The 14,405-nt window shown below is 50.1% G+C and carries 14 protein-coding genes; 4 read left to right on the top strand and 10 right to left on the bottom strand.

Going from position 1 to position 14,405, the window contains the following annotated elements; genetic code table 11:
- Positions 1-228 precede the first annotated feature (228 nt).
- From ACFPYJ_RS09155 to ACFPYJ_RS09120, 8 genes are all read right to left on the bottom strand, one after another.
- Positions 229-1,425, bottom strand: coding sequence for an ornithine--oxo-acid transaminase (locus ACFPYJ_RS09155; protein ID WP_379187802.1), 1,197 nt, complete (start codon positions 1,423-1,425; stop codon positions 229-231).
- A 333-nt stretch (positions 1,426-1,758) separates the two neighbouring features.
- Entirely contained in the window at positions 1,759-2,445 is a 687-nt protein-coding gene (deoC, locus tag ACFPYJ_RS09150) for a deoxyribose-phosphate aldolase (RefSeq protein ID WP_379187801.1), read from the bottom strand.
- Between the two features lie 25 nt (positions 2,446-2,470).
- Positions 2,471-3,406 (bottom strand): sugar-binding transcriptional regulator, encoded by a 936-nt coding sequence (locus ACFPYJ_RS09145; protein WP_379187800.1) that lies wholly within the window; start codon positions 3,404-3,406, stop codon positions 2,471-2,473.
- A 14-nt stretch (positions 3,407-3,420) separates the two neighbouring features.
- On the bottom strand, positions 3,421-4,377 hold the full coding sequence (locus ACFPYJ_RS09140) for an ABC transporter permease (RefSeq protein WP_379187799.1): 957 nt from the start codon (positions 4,375-4,377) through the stop codon (positions 3,421-3,423).
- A 2-nt stretch (positions 4,378-4,379) separates the two neighbouring features.
- A complete protein-coding gene (locus ACFPYJ_RS09135; RefSeq protein ID WP_379187798.1) occupies positions 4,380-5,456 on the bottom strand; it encodes an ABC transporter permease in 1,077 nt (358 codons plus the stop codon).
- Complete coding sequence (locus tag ACFPYJ_RS09130; RefSeq protein ID WP_379187796.1) at positions 5,453-6,976, bottom strand: ABC transporter ATP-binding protein; 1,524 nt, start codon at positions 6,974-6,976, stop codon at positions 5,453-5,455. Before ACFPYJ_RS09130 ends, ACFPYJ_RS09135 begins: the two co-directional genes overlap by 4 nt.
- Before the next feature lie 195 nt (positions 6,977-7,171).
- The gene (locus ACFPYJ_RS09125) at positions 7,172-8,290 is read right to left on the bottom strand and encodes a BMP family lipoprotein (RefSeq protein WP_379187795.1); all 1,119 of its coding nucleotides are present in this window, start codon (positions 8,288-8,290) and stop codon (positions 7,172-7,174) included.
- Positions 8,291-8,843: 553 nt separating this feature from the next.
- The gene (locus tag ACFPYJ_RS09120; RefSeq protein ID WP_379187794.1) at positions 8,844-9,095 is read right to left on the bottom strand and encodes a hypothetical protein; all 252 of its coding nucleotides are present in this window, start codon (positions 9,093-9,095) and stop codon (positions 8,844-8,846) included.
- 123 nt (positions 9,096-9,218) lie between these two features.
- Between ACFPYJ_RS09120 and ACFPYJ_RS09115 the strand changes: the two genes are divergently transcribed.
- From ACFPYJ_RS09115 to ACFPYJ_RS09105, 3 genes are all read left to right on the top strand, one after another.
- The gene (locus tag ACFPYJ_RS09115; RefSeq protein ID WP_379187793.1) at positions 9,219-9,419 is read left to right on the top strand and encodes a hypothetical protein; all 201 of its coding nucleotides are present in this window, start codon (positions 9,219-9,221) and stop codon (positions 9,417-9,419) included.
- Positions 9,420-9,752: 333 nt separating this feature from the next.
- The gene (locus ACFPYJ_RS09110) at positions 9,753-10,424 is read left to right on the top strand and encodes a phytoene desaturase family protein (protein ID WP_379187792.1); all 672 of its coding nucleotides are present in this window, start codon (positions 9,753-9,755) and stop codon (positions 10,422-10,424) included.
- Positions 10,415-11,341, top strand: a complete 927-nt coding sequence (locus tag ACFPYJ_RS09105; protein WP_379187791.1) for a phytoene desaturase family protein — start codon at positions 10,415-10,417, stop codon at positions 11,339-11,341. Before ACFPYJ_RS09110 ends, ACFPYJ_RS09105 begins: the two co-directional genes overlap by 10 nt.
- An 87-nt stretch (positions 11,342-11,428) precedes the next feature.
- Here ACFPYJ_RS09105 and ACFPYJ_RS09100 read toward each other — a convergent pair whose 3' ends face one another.
- Together ACFPYJ_RS09100 and ACFPYJ_RS09095 are read right to left on the bottom strand one after the other, a co-directional pair.
- Positions 11,429-12,541, bottom strand: coding sequence for an N-acetylmuramoyl-L-alanine amidase (locus ACFPYJ_RS09100; RefSeq protein WP_379187790.1), 1,113 nt, complete (start codon positions 12,539-12,541; stop codon positions 11,429-11,431).
- A gap of 86 nt (positions 12,542-12,627) precedes the next feature.
- On the bottom strand, positions 12,628-13,584 hold the full coding sequence (locus ACFPYJ_RS09095) for a 3'-5' exoribonuclease YhaM family protein (RefSeq protein WP_379187789.1): 957 nt from the start codon (positions 13,582-13,584) through the stop codon (positions 12,628-12,630).
- 304 nt (positions 13,585-13,888) lie between these two features.
- On the opposite strand from ACFPYJ_RS09095, the gene ACFPYJ_RS09090 reads away from it, so the two are divergent.
- The gene (locus ACFPYJ_RS09090) at positions 13,889-14,377 is read left to right on the top strand and encodes a GAF domain-containing protein (protein WP_379187788.1); all 489 of its coding nucleotides are present in this window, start codon (positions 13,889-13,891) and stop codon (positions 14,375-14,377) included.
- Positions 14,378-14,405 lie beyond the last annotated feature (28 nt).

Here is a 14,405-nt window from a genome sequence, read left to right as displayed (position 1 = left end):
AACTTGAATACGATTCTTGCGAGTAGAAACGACTTCGGAAGCATAGCCAAATTTTGTGGAGCCGAGCTTCCCTGATTTTCTTCACAGCAAAAGCCGCTTTAGAAGCATTAGCTTCGTTTTACCCTTCATCTCTTATTTACCTCTTCCGAGCCGCTGCAAAGCATATACTTCCTTCGTGCTGTGAAACCAACCCGCTTCATTATCAGCGGTTTGCTTACCTGACTGAGCTTAGTTAGCAAATCCAAGCTTAATACGCCCGATCGCAAAATCCAGCTGCTCCTTTGTAATCGTCAAAGGAGGAGCAAAGCGGATCGTCGTTTCATGCGTCTCCTTGCATAACAGCCCGAGTTCCTTGAGTTTCTCGCAATACGGGCGCGCAGAACCGGTCAGCTCCACGCCGATGAACAGCCCGCGGCCCCGCACTTCTGTAATGACAGGACTCTGAATCTCTCTAAGCCGCTCCAAAAAATAATCGCCAAGCTCCAAGGATTGCTTCGTGAGCTGCTCATCCTCCAGCACCTCGAGTGCTGCAATTGCTACCGCGCAGCCAAGCGGATTGCCCCCGAATGTGGAGCCATGCGAGCCGGGATCAAACACACCTAGAATGTCCGCATCCGCTGCTACAGCGGAAATTGGGAATACGCCGCCGCCAAGCGCTTTGCCCATGATATACATATCAGGCACAACAGACTCCCAGTCACATGCAAATAACTTTCCCGTGCGGCCAAACCCTGTCTGGATTTCATCCGCAACGACAAGCACGTTAAGCTCTTTACAAATCTGATAAGCTTCTTCCAAGAAACCGGCTCTGGGTATGACAATTCCGGCCTCCCCTTGAATCGGCTCAACCAGAAAAGCCGCAGTGTTCGGAGTTATCGCATTACGCAGCGACTCCGTATCGCCGTAAGGGATGAGCTTGAAGCCGGGGGTGAAAGGGCCAAAGCCTTCTCTGTACTCCTCTGCCGAAGAGAAGGAGGTAATGGTAACCGTTCGCCCGTGAAAATTCCCGTCGCAGACGATAATCTCCGCCTGATCAGCCGGCACTTTCTTGACCTGATAAGCCCAGCGTCTGACGGCCTTTACCGCCGTCTCAACCGCTTCGGCTCCTGTATTCATAGGGAGGATCATGTTCTTGCCTGTGACGGCGGAAAGCTTCCCGTATAAAATACCCAGCTGATCATTATGGAACGCTCTGGAGGTCAGGGTTACTTTGTCCGCTTGATCCTTTAGCGCCTGAATAATCTTAGGATGCCGGTGTCCATGATTTAATGCGGAGTAGGCGCTCAGCATGTCTATGTAGCGGTTGCCCTCCGGATCCTCGACCCAAATCCCTTCCGCCTTCGCAATAACGATCGGCAGCGGATGATAGTTGCGCGCGCCATATCGATCCGTTTGTTTAATGATTTCACCCGTTATCGTGGTCATGGAATCAACTCCTACACGTTTTTGCGAGGCACTGGCCATCAAGCAGCATCTCCATGATTAGACGGCTCCCTATAAGATATGCCGCCGGGTACCTTCAAGATTCGATTTAACAGCTGCTTACGCGATATCACCTCACATAAAATAGGATTGAACCAAAAAATCCTATCCGAATAAGACGGATAGGATACGGATGCGATTGTTTATTGAACGATCAATAACATTTATTACCGAGGAAATAATGATGCTTGTGCACCTCTGCCATTTGCAGCAGACAATCTAGACGGGCAGCTTGAAAGCAGAACTGCCTGCTTCCAAACTACCCGTTCTTTTCCATTAATACCCTTCTCCCTGCGCGCCGCTGACGATAGCCACACTTGAGCTGGCACCGATTCTTGTCGCCCCTGCCGCAATCAGACTGCGGACAGCCGCTAAGTCGCGAACACCTCCGGATGCTTTAACACCGATATCCGGTCCGACGGTTTCCCTCATCAAAGCGATATCCTCCACCGTCGCGCCGCCTGGTCCGAAGCCGGTCGATGTTTTGACGTAATCCGCCCCAGCCGCTGTACTCATCATGCAGGCTTTCACTTTTTCTTCCTTCGTGAGCAGGCCCACCTCCAGGATAACCTTCACGATTGCGCGGCCTTTACATGCTTCCACAACCGAATGGATATCCTTCTCAACCTCTTCGAAGCGCCCGGATTTCAATGCACCCACATTGAGCACCATATCAATCTCAGCTGCACCCGCTGCAATTGCATCACCTGCCTCATGCGTCTTGGAAGCTGTGCTTGAGGCGCCAAGCGGAAACCCGACGACAGTCGTAACGCCTACTCCTGAGCCCGCCAATTGCGCGGCAGCATCCCGCACCCAATAGGGGTTCACACAAACCGTCGCGAATTGGTATTGCTTGGCTTCCATGCACAAACGCACAATATCCGAGAAGGTGCTCTCCGGCTTCAGTAAAGTATGATCAAAGTATGCGGACAGCTCCGCCCCTCCATTTAATGCAGATGACATATTCGTATTCCTTCTTTCTGTTTAATTAACGCTCCATCAAGTATTTGGCCGTAAATTGATCGGTAATCAGCACATTCGTATATCTGCCGCGCAAAGCCCCATAGATCCCATCCACCTTCCGGATTCCTCCGGCTACGAGTATGGATCTTTCCTTGCGCTTGAGCTCTTCAAGATCGACACCAATCGTCCGCTGATCCAGCTCCTCCGAACAGATCATGCCTTCTACATCAATATATCGGGAACAGATATCGCCCGCCCCCTTCTCCGCAATCAGATTTAACTCTGTCTCGGAGAAATAATTGGCTTTAATCAATACCGAATCATCCGTCGGCGCGCCTACAGTGACAATCGCGATATTGGATTTCTTGCCGAGCTCCAAAATATTGCGGATATGCCGGTCCCTCTCAATCGTCTGCTTCACAATCGGATGGTCGACAATCGCGGGCAAATGTATGAAGTACGGCACGGTATGGAAGGCTTTGCCGAACAGGTTAATGATTTCGAAGGCGTACGTATTCGTCTCGGAGTGACTGACGCCGCCATTGAGCTGTACCACTTTCACATCTCTAACATGCTTATCCTTCAGATTGAGGGCTACCTCATAAAGGGTTGTTCCCCAAGTGGCGGCAATAACGTCTCCATCCTTGACGATATCATCCAGATAATTAGCCGCGGCCTCACCCAAATATTTCTTTACCACAGCATCCTCATACTTTGGCACGGAGACGATAACAACACTCTTCAATCCGAACCGATGCTGAATTTCACGGGCAAGCCTGTCATTATTTTCTTTGGGATCCACGATCTTGATTTGCACGTAGCCTTCTTCTTTCGCCTGCTGCAGAAACCGGCTTACCGTCGGACGGGACACGCCAATCTGCTTGGCGATATCCTGCTGACTGTAATCCAGCTGGTAGTACATTCTTGCAGCATCGATCATTTTGCTCCGTTTATCGTCCATTCGTTCATCTGCCATCAGCGTTTACCCGAGTCAAATACCTCTCCTGCCGCTTTTGGCGCCTGGGAGGATTTGGAGAATAGAACGAGAGCAATCAATGTGACCACGTAAGGGAACACCTTGAGAATGAACGGCGGGAACACAGCTAACGCCGGTATTACCTGCGAAACATTCGCAACCGTACTGGCAAAGCCGAAGAAAAACGTAGCCGCCAGAATACCGAACGGCCGCCATTGCCCGAAAATCAATGCAGCAAGCGATAAAAATCCAAGTCCCGCCACCGTTCCGGTAAATTCACCCGCGATCGTCACGAGCAGAATGGCTCCGCCCAGACCGGAGAAACCTCCGGATATGAGAACGCCGATATAACGCATCCTTCTCACATTAACACCGGCCGCCTCTGCCGCTTGCGGATATTCACCGCAGGCTCTGAGTCTCAGCCCGAAGGCCGTCTTTTTGAGAATAAAAGCACTAAGCGCGACAACGAGAAGAATCAGCCAAGTGGTCGGATACGTTTTTGTGAACAACAAATCACCGATGATTGGAATTTTCGACAGAAACGGAACATCGAAAGGCTGAAATCCGGTTGTAATGCGAATATTGCCGCTTCCGGTAATATTTCGGGCCAGGAATACCGTCAACGATCCTGCGATCATATTAATCGCCGTTCCGCTGATGACCTGATTCGCGCTCAAGTGAATGCTGGCAAAGGCATGCAGAAGAGAGAACAGCATCCCCGCAGCGATAGCTGCAAGCAGCCCTACCCAGATCGCTCCAGCCTGATTATCCGGCCAAGCCGTCTGAAGCTTAAACGTCACATACGCACCCATGAAAGAGCCCATAATCATGAGGCCTTCCAAACCAATATTGACTACACCGCTTCGTTCACTGAATAATCCGCCAAGAGCCGTAATGAGGAGAGGAATCGTGAACATAATCGCATACGGAAAAATTTGTTCAATGGTGGTCCACATGATTATCCCTTCTCCTTCCCGCTCACGGCGTCCCTTGGCGATGCCGGCCTGCGTCTTCCTGCGAACCATCGGATTAAGCGGTCCATCAGTACGCTGGTAGCGGCAAAATAGATGATGATCGCAATAATGGAATCTGCGATTTCCGGCGGGATCTCCGTCATCGCATTCATGAACCCTCTCCCGGAATACAGAAGCCCGAAGAACAGCGCAGAGATCAGTACCCCAGCCGGTGAATTAGCCCCAAGCAGGGCAACTGCGATGCCGTCATACCCCTGCGTAGGCAGGATGCCGATTTGAATATTCGCCGCATTCCCCGCATACTGGGCAACCCCGCCAAGCCCGGCAAGCCCTCCGGAGATGAGCATGGAGAGAATGATGCTGCGGCTGACCGGAATCCCTGCGTATTCAGCCGCATGCCGGTTGAAACCGACTGCTTTAAGCTCATAGCCAAGCGTGGTCTTGTTAATGATGAAGGCGATGATAATAACGGCCGCCACAGCGAAGAATAAGCCTAAATTCACATAGGATCCGCCGAACATATCCGAGAGAAACGGAGCCTTGAGCGAAGCATAGTCCGGCAGCGGACGCGACTCCGTCTCCAAATAATCGGCTTTCAGATAAGCGGGCACGGCGTAATAAATCGTCCAATAAGCAACCCAGTTCATCATAATCGTAGATACGACCTCATGAACGTTAAATTTAGCCTTCATAATACCAGGGATAAACGCCCATAGCGCGCCGCCCAGAAATCCGACTACAACCATCAGAGGCAGCAGAACCGGTCTGGACCAATCAAGCGTAAGCCCGGCTGCAGTGGCGCAGAACCCGCCGACGAGCATTTGGCCTGCGGCGCCGATATTAAACAATCCGGTCCGGAAGGCGAATGCAACGGATAATCCGGTGAAGATCAATGGAGTGCCTGTCGCTAACGTATTGCCGATCCGCTCTGGACTCTTCAATCCGCCTTCGATGAGAAATCGGTACCCTTCAATCGGCTGATGACCGGTCACCAGCATAAGAATGGCCCCAGCCAGCAAGCCGAACAAGACGGCTAGCAGCGATATGACGGTGTTTCTCATGCGCCTCCTCCTTTCTCTACGCCGGCCATCATAAGACCTATTTCGTTCTCATTCGTTTCAGAGGCATTCACGATTCCGATCAGCTCCCCATTATTAACGACAGCAACCCGGTCTGCCACATTCAGAATTTCATCCAGCTCCAAGGATACTAACAGCACCGCTTTTCCTTTATCGCGATGCTCGATTAACCGTTTGTGAATATACTCGATGGAGCCCACATCAAGGCCGCGGGTTGGCTGCACGGCAATAAGCAGGGCCGGGTTAAGCTCAATCTCCCGGCCGATAATGGCCTTCTGCTGATTACCTCCCGACAAGGATCTGCTTATGGACAGCGGGCCTCTCCCCGAACGGACATCGAAGCTCTTCAGTATATCGCTTGCATACTTGCGAATAACGGATTTATTAAGAATGCCCCGCTTTGAGAACGGCTGCTGGTTATACACCTCGAGAATCATATTATCCTCAAGCGTATAATCGAGAACGAGTCCGCGCTTCTGGCGATCCTCCGGGATGTGGCCGATGCCGCTTTGGATCCGCTCCCGGATCGGGCGGTGGCTGATATCCTTGCCTTGAACAAGTATCCTGCCCGCTTGAACCTTGCGAAGACCTGTAATCGCTTCCACAAGCTCAGCTTGTCCATTCCCTTCAACACCCGCGATCCCGACGATTTCTCCGGCACGGACCTCAAGCGAGAACTGCTTTAAGCCAAGTGAATTTTTATTATTATTAACGGAGAGCCCTTCAAGCTGAAGCACGATCTCAGCAGGTACACTCGGTTCCTTTTCAACTTTAAAGGTGACGTTGCGGCCGACCATCATCTCCGCCATTTGCAGCTGACTTGTTGATGCCACATCCACTGTTCCGATCGTTTTGCCTCTGCGTATAACCGTGCACCGGTTAGCAACCGCTTTGATTTCCTTCAGCTTGTGCGTAATCAGAATAATCGACTTGCCTTCGGCAATGAGGCTTTGCATAATCTTGCTCAGCTCGTCAATTTCCTGCGGCGTCAAGACAGCGGAGGGCTCATCGAGAATCAATACCTCCGCATCGCGGTATAACATCTTTAGAATCTCTACCCGCTGCTGCATACCGACCGAGATATCCTCGATCTTCGCATGGGGGTCTACATTCAACCCATAACGTTTGGACAGCTGTTCGATCCTGCGGGCTGCAGCCCCAATGCTGAGTACAAACCCTTTAGTCGGTTCATTGCCAAGGATGATATTTTCGGTGACGGTAAAATTATTGACCAGCTTAAAATGCTGATGAACCATGCCGATACCAAGTTTGTTGGCCACGTTCGGATTTGCGATATGGACTTCTTTCCCTTTCACTTTAATCGTTCCGCGGTCGGCCTGATACATGCCGAAGAGAATGCCCATGAGCGTGGATTTACCAGCCCCGTTTTCTCCAAGAAGAGCGTGGATTTCTCCCTTTCGCAGCTGGAGGGTGATATCGTCATTGGCTACGACACCCGGAAATTCTTTGCGAATATTGATCATTTCCACTACAAATTCCATACGATACGGCTCCTTTAACAAATTGATCGTAAGGGCATTTAACTTAAGAAGAAACCTGCTTCGCAGTCCATTGGAGCGAATCAAGTTTCTTTCCTCGATAATAATATGGATCGCTCTATCGCCTAAAGCTTCAAAAAGAGACGGAGTCATCCGTCTCTTCTATCCGTTGTCCTCGAGCAGCGCATCACGAAATAGTTATTTGATTAATGAGCCTTGTTCAGCAGCTACTTTAATTTCTCCGCTTTTCAATTTCTCTGTAATTTCTTTCACCTTTGTTACGGTTTCGTCGCTTAGATTCGGGTTTTTCTCAGGAATACCAACGCCATCGTTCTTCACATCAAACGTTAAGGTTTGGCCGCCCGGGAATTTGCCTTCCTGCTCAGCTTTCACCATATCGAAGGAAGCTTGGTCGATTTTTTTCATGGCGGAAGTCAGAATGATCGATTTGTCGTCTTTATATACGCCGTCCGCATATTGGTCAACGTCAACACCTACGATCCACGCTGATTTACCGGCAAGCGCGCGGTCCTTCGCTTCCTTGATTGCGCCTACGCCTACACCGCCGGCTGCCGTAAACACCACATTAACGCCGCGATCAAACATTTGTGCCGCCAATTGTCCGCCGGCTGCCGCGTTATCGAAGCTGCCTTGGTAAACAACATTTTCTTTCTTAATGGAGATCTTCGTGCCTAAATTATCGTTCGCGTATTTGACCCCCTGCTGGAAGCCCCAGTTATACTTCTGAACGGCTGGAATTTCCATACCGCCGATAAAACCCGCTTCGCCTTCTTTCAATTGAAGAGCAGCAGCGACACCGGCGATAAAGCCGGATTCATGCTCGGAGAAAAAGATCGCTACGCTGTTTTCTTTAACATCCGGCTTTGCATCTTTTTCAGCAGAATGCGGAGTGCCATCGATGATAACGAATTTAGCGTCTTTATATTTACTTTGTGCAGCGAAAATTGCCGTTTCGAATTTAAAGCCCGGGGCCATGATCACCTTGTAGCCTGCATCGTAGAGATTGCCCATTTCTTTGAGATAATCAGCTTCTGTCGTTCCCGCCGGTTTCAGATATTTGGTCTCCACGCCAATTTCTTTCCCTGCGCGAAGAATGCCTTCCCAAGTACCCTGGTTGAAAGATTTGTCATCAATCGTACCGGAATCTGTAACCATACCGACTTTGAAGTCTGCTTTTGGAGCTCCTTCGTTTGTGTTCGTTGTCGTGCCGGTATTGTTATTCTTACTGCCGCAGCCGGCTGCAACCAGTGAAAAGACCACCATACAAATCGCTAACGTTAACAAACTTTTTTTCATCGTTTCTGCTCCTCGATCCGTTTATTTTCCTGCGACTTTACGAAAGCAACTTAGGCCCTCATCATGCCTGCACATTTGTAAAAAGACTTATTTATCATTTGTTTGAACTATTTCAAATATACGGGGAAACGCCAAATTTGTAAACTAGTTTCATTGAGAATTTGCAAGACAGCGCTTTACTTATGTTAGTTAATCTAACATATAATTCAGCAATACAAAATTTTTAACTTATATCTAACGTGAATATGACTTAAAGTGTGCGAGTTCCTTTATTTGCTAATCCATATGTCTAAGTTTTTCCTCTTCGAACCTATATAAACACAAATAAGCACCTATGCAGATATTACCAACATAACGTGCTTCTCTAACCATATGACCGCTGCTTTCGTCCGCCGAACGCTGGAGATAATCCCTTCGATCTATCGTCAATCCGGCGGATCTCACAGTTTTCAAATTGAGTATCGAAACCACGCTGCAGCAAAAAAACCGCTGGCACACGACCAAAAGGGTCATTGCGCTTGCGGCTTCTTCCTGCATCGTCCAGGACGATTCATCATTGAATTTCAATACCTAATGCTGCGGCCCGGATAAGCGTTTCTTCGGTAAATTTGCTTTTCTTATACGTTTCTTCAATCTCTTCCTTGGTCACCGGAATCCAGCGAAAATCTTTATTCATGTAGATCATAACCTTATGGCCCCAATCCACGTGAATCGTCCGGCCGTTCACTTTCTTGATTTCACCGATTTTGGATACCCTATGACCGATCGTCACCACACAATATTTGCCTAAAATACTGTTATTCATCTCTTCTCTCCGATCAGTTTAAGCTGCTTGTAGTATATGATTTTACCGGCCCAATTACAATCCGTTGTTAGCTATAGCTCAAATCCGGGTATATTAAGGTTAAACCGAAAGGAGAGGTTGCGCATGGTTCACAATGGTAAGAAGCCATCTGAAATTCCAGAGACGAATCCAGGCCGCACACCCGAGATTACAACACCTGCTTCGCCTACGATTACTCCGGAACGCTCAAGTCCTGAGATCGAAACGACCCCTATTCCGGAAATCAACCCAGGATCGGAACCGGAGATTTATCCTGCGATACCTCCTGAAATTCCTGCCGAATAGCAGGAAGGCTAAAGGCATATAAGAATATTCCTATCAGAGGGGTTGTCCCCGGCAGTCATGCAGACTGCCGGGGACAGCCCTTTTTTGGTTACTGCATAAGTCCAAGGCTCCTGAATCATCTTCGAATCGTCGATAATTAAGTTTATGTCAGCGACAGCATTCGTCAAACCTCACATGAGATCTCAGTTAAAATGAGATGGAAAATATAGGCAAGAGCGGCGGAGCTGCGTAAAAACTTAAAGCGTATGCTTCCGATGCTAGTTTTTACTTGCTCTTGCCTACAGCGGGCAAGAGCAGCGGAGCTGCGTAAAAACTTTTAGGAGGGAATAAAGTATGGCTTCGAATGCTTATGATGTCATCATGATTGGCAGCGGACATAACGCTTTGGTTACTGCCGCTTATTTGACCCGAGCGGGCAGAAGCGTGCTCGTGCTTGAGAAGAATGACCGCGCCGGCGGCTTTCTTCGTACGGAGGAGCTTACACTGCCGGGCTTCAAGCATGATGTATACGCTGCTGCACATCCGCTGTTCTTAACTGGCCCCGCATACGCCGATTTGGGCGAAGCGCTCGAAGCCCGCGGACTTCGCTATGTCAATACCGACCTGCCGACCGGGGTCTCCATGGAGGATGGACGTACTGGCGTGTTTGCCCGCTCATTTGAGGATCTGGCAGCTGAGGCCGAGCGTCTGGCGCCAGGTGATGGGGATGTCCTTGCCCAGTTGTTCGGTACCTTAAATCCTTACGCAGGCGATGTATTCTCCCTGTTCAACTTAGACCTTACAAGCCCGGAAGCTTCAGCCATCATTAAGAAGCTGCTTCATGACAATAATGGGAAAGGCTACTCTGCATTTGCTGCCTCCCTATTCTCGACTGCCCGCAATGCGGTACGGGCATTCAAGTCGCCTGTCATGCAGGCCATGCTGGCACCTTGGGTCACCCATCTCGGGCGGACACCGGATGAGGTTGGCAGCGGTATTTGGGTGCCGCTGCTGCAATGGCACTGATGGGCGGCGGGATGCCGATCCCAGAGGGCGGCAGCGAGAAGCTAGCTCAAGCCTTGCTGCAGCTCATTCTTGATCAAGGCGGCACCTTCCGGCCAAACACTCTTGCTCATCGTATTATATTAAAGAATAAACGGGCGGTAGGGGTGCGAACGACGAGCGGCGAGGAGTTTCATGCCAAGCAGGCGATTGTCGCCTCTACAAGCCCGGATCAGCTCTATCTATCCTTGCTGGCCGATGAGAGTATGAGTCCCCCGCTTATCGAGCAAGCCAAGCAGTTCCGGTACGGCCGCGGCTGTGTGCAGATCCACCTCGCCCTTAGCGAAGCGCCGCGCTGGCCGGATACGCGCTTCAACAAGGTTGGCCAGCCCCATTTGACAGACGGGCTCGATGGCTTCACCCAAGCGATCGCGCAAGGAATGGCGGGCCTGCTTCCTGCGAAGCCTACCTTTACGGTGGATTGCTCCACCAACCTGGATCCTTCCCGGGCTCCGGAGGGTAAAGCCATCATGCGCATTCAAGTACTGGAAGTGCCTTGCCGTCCAACCGGCGATGCAGCAGGCCGGATTAACGTTGGTGACGGCACCTGGACCCCGGATCTAACCGAGCGTTTCACAGAGCGAGTGCTCGAAGTCGTTGGCAAGCATATCCCTAACATTCCAAGCGCCGTAATCGGTCATTCCGTTGTGACGCCTGCCGCAATTGCCCGGTTCAACCCCAATTCCGGCCCTGGTGATCCTTATGGCGGTTCACATGATCTGGCTCAAAGCTATCTGTTCCGTCCGCTTCAAGCTCAGCCCGGCCACCGGACCGAGATTCATAATCTGTATATGCTGGGCGCGGCTACTTGGCCGGGGCATGGCATTAACGGCGGCTCAGGCTATATTGTCGCCCAGAAGCTTCTAAAGACGAAGGATTAAATCATCCGCTCCATCAAAAAACGTCGTTTACCCCTCCTTAGCGGACAGGATAAACGACGTTTTCAGCCTCAACGGCAGCTCGCTCTTTTATTCAAAATAATCCGCTAACCCTTGTGCAATCGCAGCCGCGGCTTTCTTCTGGTACCCCGAGGTGCGAACGATATCCTCATCCTTCGCGCTCGATAAGAAGCCCAGCTCAACAAGCGCTGAAACAGTGTCATTCTCACGGAGAACATGAAAATCCCCGAAGGATATTCCATTGCTCGGCAGGCCGACACCTTCGCCAAGCTCATTTTCAATGGCATGCGCCAATTCTTTATCCTTTGTATCTGAATAAAAGAACGTTAGCGTTCCAGAGGTTTTCTTCTCCGATGAATTATAATGAACGCTGACAAAAGCATCCGCATGCGCAGACTCGCTGATTCGAACACGCTCAGCAAGCGATGGTTTCTGATCATCCTTCGTACGGGTTAGGATAACCGTTGCTCCCCGTCTGCGGAGCTCATCTCGTATGTAAAATGAAGTGCTCAATGTAAGGTCCTTCTCCAGCGCCTCTGAATGAACACCGATCATACCCGGATCGCTGCCTCCATGGCCGGGATCAATGACGATCACCTTCCCATTGAGCCCTTTGGCTGAACTTCTCGGCGTTGTTGTTGTTCCTGTACCCTTGCTGATGTATTGTGAGGATACCCAGCCCGCCATACCGTCCGGAGTTCGGATTTCCATCCATCCGTCGCGGCTGTTCATAATAGTCACTTTCTCGCCTTGAACCAAACCTCCGATAACCTTGTAACCGGATCCCGCTCCCGAGCGGACCCGCAAAGAATCTGCCAGCACAGTTCCCTGCTTGGCGGTTGTTCCGCCGCTCTTGCCTGAAGAAGACGCATATGGCCGATAGTCAGCAGTTACCAGGCCGCTGCCTTCAACCTTCTTCGTATAGTATCCTGCTATCCAACCGGAACTGCGATTGTAAGATACATTCAACCAACCATTCTCCTCATCATTAACCGTTACGACAGCGCCATGCTCCAAGGTACCCGCGATAGTGGCCTTAAGAGACGGCTCGCTTCTGACATTGAGCGTGCTGCTCGCCACCTTGACGGTGTATGGGCCTTCCGCATCCGCTGTGGCTGACGTGAAACCAGAAACGCTAAACAACAAGCAAAAGATGAGCGTCAGGCTTATGAGTGTTTTCATTAGAGTCTCCTTTAGCAAAATAATAGAAAATATAGTACTCTATTATATCAGCAACCGAGAGTTATGAGTATCCAATATATTACAAATTATATTTTTAATCGATAGATCGCTTTATTCTCTAAGCCTCTTATGTACGGGGTCCACTCTTCCGTTTCGGAAGTAGTGAGGAGTGCATCCTCCACCATTTGCAGCTTTGCATCCATCGCATCGATATGATGAAGCGCTACTGCTTCTGCAGTCTGCGGTTGAACCGGGCTGCCCCATTCCCCAAGATTATGGTGGGAGAGAACGAGATGCTGCAGGCCGAGCACTTTATCCGACTCGAGATCAATATTGGAGCGGATAGCAGCCTCTGTAATCCAGTTGGAAGCCATCGAGATATGGCCGACAAGCTTACCGCGGATACTATAATCAGAGACAATGCCGAGCTCCGCAATCATTTCCTCGGGTTTTGCGATATCATGCAGAATGATGCCGGCTTTGATGAAATCCGGATTTAGGAAAGGCCGCTGCCGGCATAGGAATTCACCAATTTCCAGCATCCGGACCATATGATAGGCAAGACCGGCAAAATAAGCATGATGATGCGTCTTCGCAGCCGGATAATGCACCAATTTCTCCTCTACTTTTCCGACGCAATACGAAACCAATGTCTTAATCTCTTCATCCGTTATGCTTGCAATAACCTGATCAATCGTATGGATCAGATCCACCGAACTCATTGGCGCTGAGCGGATAAAGTCAGTCAGCTTCACACCGTCCTCCGGTGTTGCCAGGCGCATCTTCATAATTTTGATCTGCAGCCGCTCGCGGTAGGTCTGCACAACACCCTGCACCTTAACGAGGCCCATCGGGAAAAAGGTTTCTTTATCCGTCGGCGATACCTCCCACAATTTAGCCGGAAGCTGTCCGCTGGAATCACATAATACGATATCAAAATAGTCCTTAGCCGGCGTATTATTCGTTTGCTTTACCTCCAGCTCCTTGAGCAGATAGAAGCCGATAAACTCGTCTGAGCTGATGAGCTGTTTAATGAGTGTCATACGTATGCCCTCCCAATCTTAGTACTACCATTATACACGGCAAATAGATTTGGTGGGTTATGAAGGCAACGATTAAGCAGATCATGCCGCTCTCCCTATCCATCTTTCACAACAGCCATCTTTGCTTGATTGATTACCACAGCTCCTCCCGCATCCATTTCCTTTTATTAAAAGACGCGAATAACTGCGCGAAGTTGCGCAGAATTGGCCGATTTATGCGCTAACCAGCAAATTTTTCCGACTCTTTAATCATAGATAAATAGAATGCTATAGTAATAGGAGACTAATAAAAGGCGGTGCTTGTATGTTTCAAGCCTCGAAATATGAAGGAACCCGCAAGCAGCGGGTCTCCTTGCTTCTGCAGCAGCTCACGGCGCTTATTGAGGATGAGCCAAATGCTGTTGCCAATCTTGCCAATGCTTCAGCTCTGCTTGCTCAATATCTGGATGAGATCAACTGGGTCGGATTTTATCTGATGGATCCGGATAAGGATGAGCTGGTGCTTGGCCCTTTCCAAGGTCTGCCTGCTTGCGTCCGGATACCGCTTGGCAAAGGGGTTTGCGGTACATCTGCTGCCCGCCGGGAGACGATGCTTGTTCCGGATGTGCATGAATTTCCCGGACATATCGCATGCGACGCCGCATCAGAATCCGAAATTGTCGTTCCGCTGATGAAGGACGGCGTTCTGCTTGGCGTGCTGGATATTGACAGTCCCCGTAAAAACCGCTTCAGCCGGGAGGATCAGCAGGACCTTGAACGATTTGTTGAAGTGCTGGCGGAGCATTGGAGATAATCAGATTTGCTTTTAATAAAAGGCGTCC

Source organism: Paenibacillus solisilvae, assembly GCF_042656405.1.
Classification (GTDB): Bacteria; Bacillota; Bacilli; order Paenibacillales; family Paenibacillaceae; genus Paenibacillus_Z; species Paenibacillus_Z solisilvae.
The sequence above is the reverse complement of the archived record's forward strand: the minus strand, read 5'-3'. Positions and strand labels throughout refer to the sequence as shown.

What these genes read in the sequence shown, in the direction of transcription:
- ACFPYJ_RS09145 (WP_379187800.1), bottom strand. Translation starts at nt 3,406, where the DNA reads ATGGACGATAAACGGAGCAAAATGATCGATGCTGCAAGAATGTACTAC.
- ACFPYJ_RS09140 (WP_379187799.1), bottom strand. Translation starts at nt 4,377, where the DNA reads ATGTGGACCACCATTGAACAAATTTTTCCGTATGCGATTATGTTCACG.
- ACFPYJ_RS09105 (WP_379187791.1), top strand. Translation starts at nt 10,415, where the DNA reads ATGGCACTGATGGGCGGCGGGATGCCGATCCCAGAGGGCGGCAGCGAG.
- ACFPYJ_RS09090 (WP_379187788.1), top strand. Translation starts at nt 13,889, where the DNA reads ATGTTTCAAGCCTCGAAATATGAAGGAACCCGCAAGCAGCGGGTCTCC.
- ACFPYJ_RS09095 (WP_379187789.1), bottom strand. Translation starts at nt 13,584, where the DNA reads ATGACACTCATTAAACAGCTCATCAGCTCAGACGAGTTTATCGGCTTC.
- ACFPYJ_RS09120 (WP_379187794.1), bottom strand. Translation starts at nt 9,095, where the DNA reads ATGAATAACAGTATTTTAGGCAAATATTGTGTGGTGACGATCGGTCAT.
- ACFPYJ_RS09115 (WP_379187793.1), top strand. Translation starts at nt 9,219, where the DNA reads ATGGTTCACAATGGTAAGAAGCCATCTGAAATTCCAGAGACGAATCCA.
- ACFPYJ_RS09135 (WP_379187798.1), bottom strand. Translation starts at nt 5,456, where the DNA reads ATGAGAAACACCGTCATATCGCTGCTAGCCGTCTTGTTCGGCTTGCTG.
- ACFPYJ_RS09125 (WP_379187795.1), bottom strand. Translation starts at nt 8,290, where the DNA reads ATGAAAAAAAGTTTGTTAACGTTAGCGATTTGTATGGTGGTCTTTTCA.
- ACFPYJ_RS09130 (WP_379187796.1), bottom strand. Translation starts at nt 6,976, where the DNA reads ATGGAATTTGTAGTGGAAATGATCAATATTCGCAAAGAATTTCCGGGT.
- ACFPYJ_RS09110 (WP_379187792.1), top strand. Translation starts at nt 9,753, where the DNA reads ATGGCTTCGAATGCTTATGATGTCATCATGATTGGCAGCGGACATAAC.
- ACFPYJ_RS09155 (WP_379187802.1), bottom strand. Translation starts at nt 1,425, where the DNA reads ATGACCACGATAACGGGTGAAATCATTAAACAAACGGATCGATATGGC.
- deoC (WP_379187801.1), bottom strand. Translation starts at nt 2,445, where the DNA reads ATGTCATCTGCATTAAATGGAGGGGCGGAGCTGTCCGCATACTTTGAT.
- ACFPYJ_RS09100 (WP_379187790.1), bottom strand. Translation starts at nt 12,541, where the DNA reads ATGAAAACACTCATAAGCCTGACGCTCATCTTTTGCTTGTTGTTTAGC.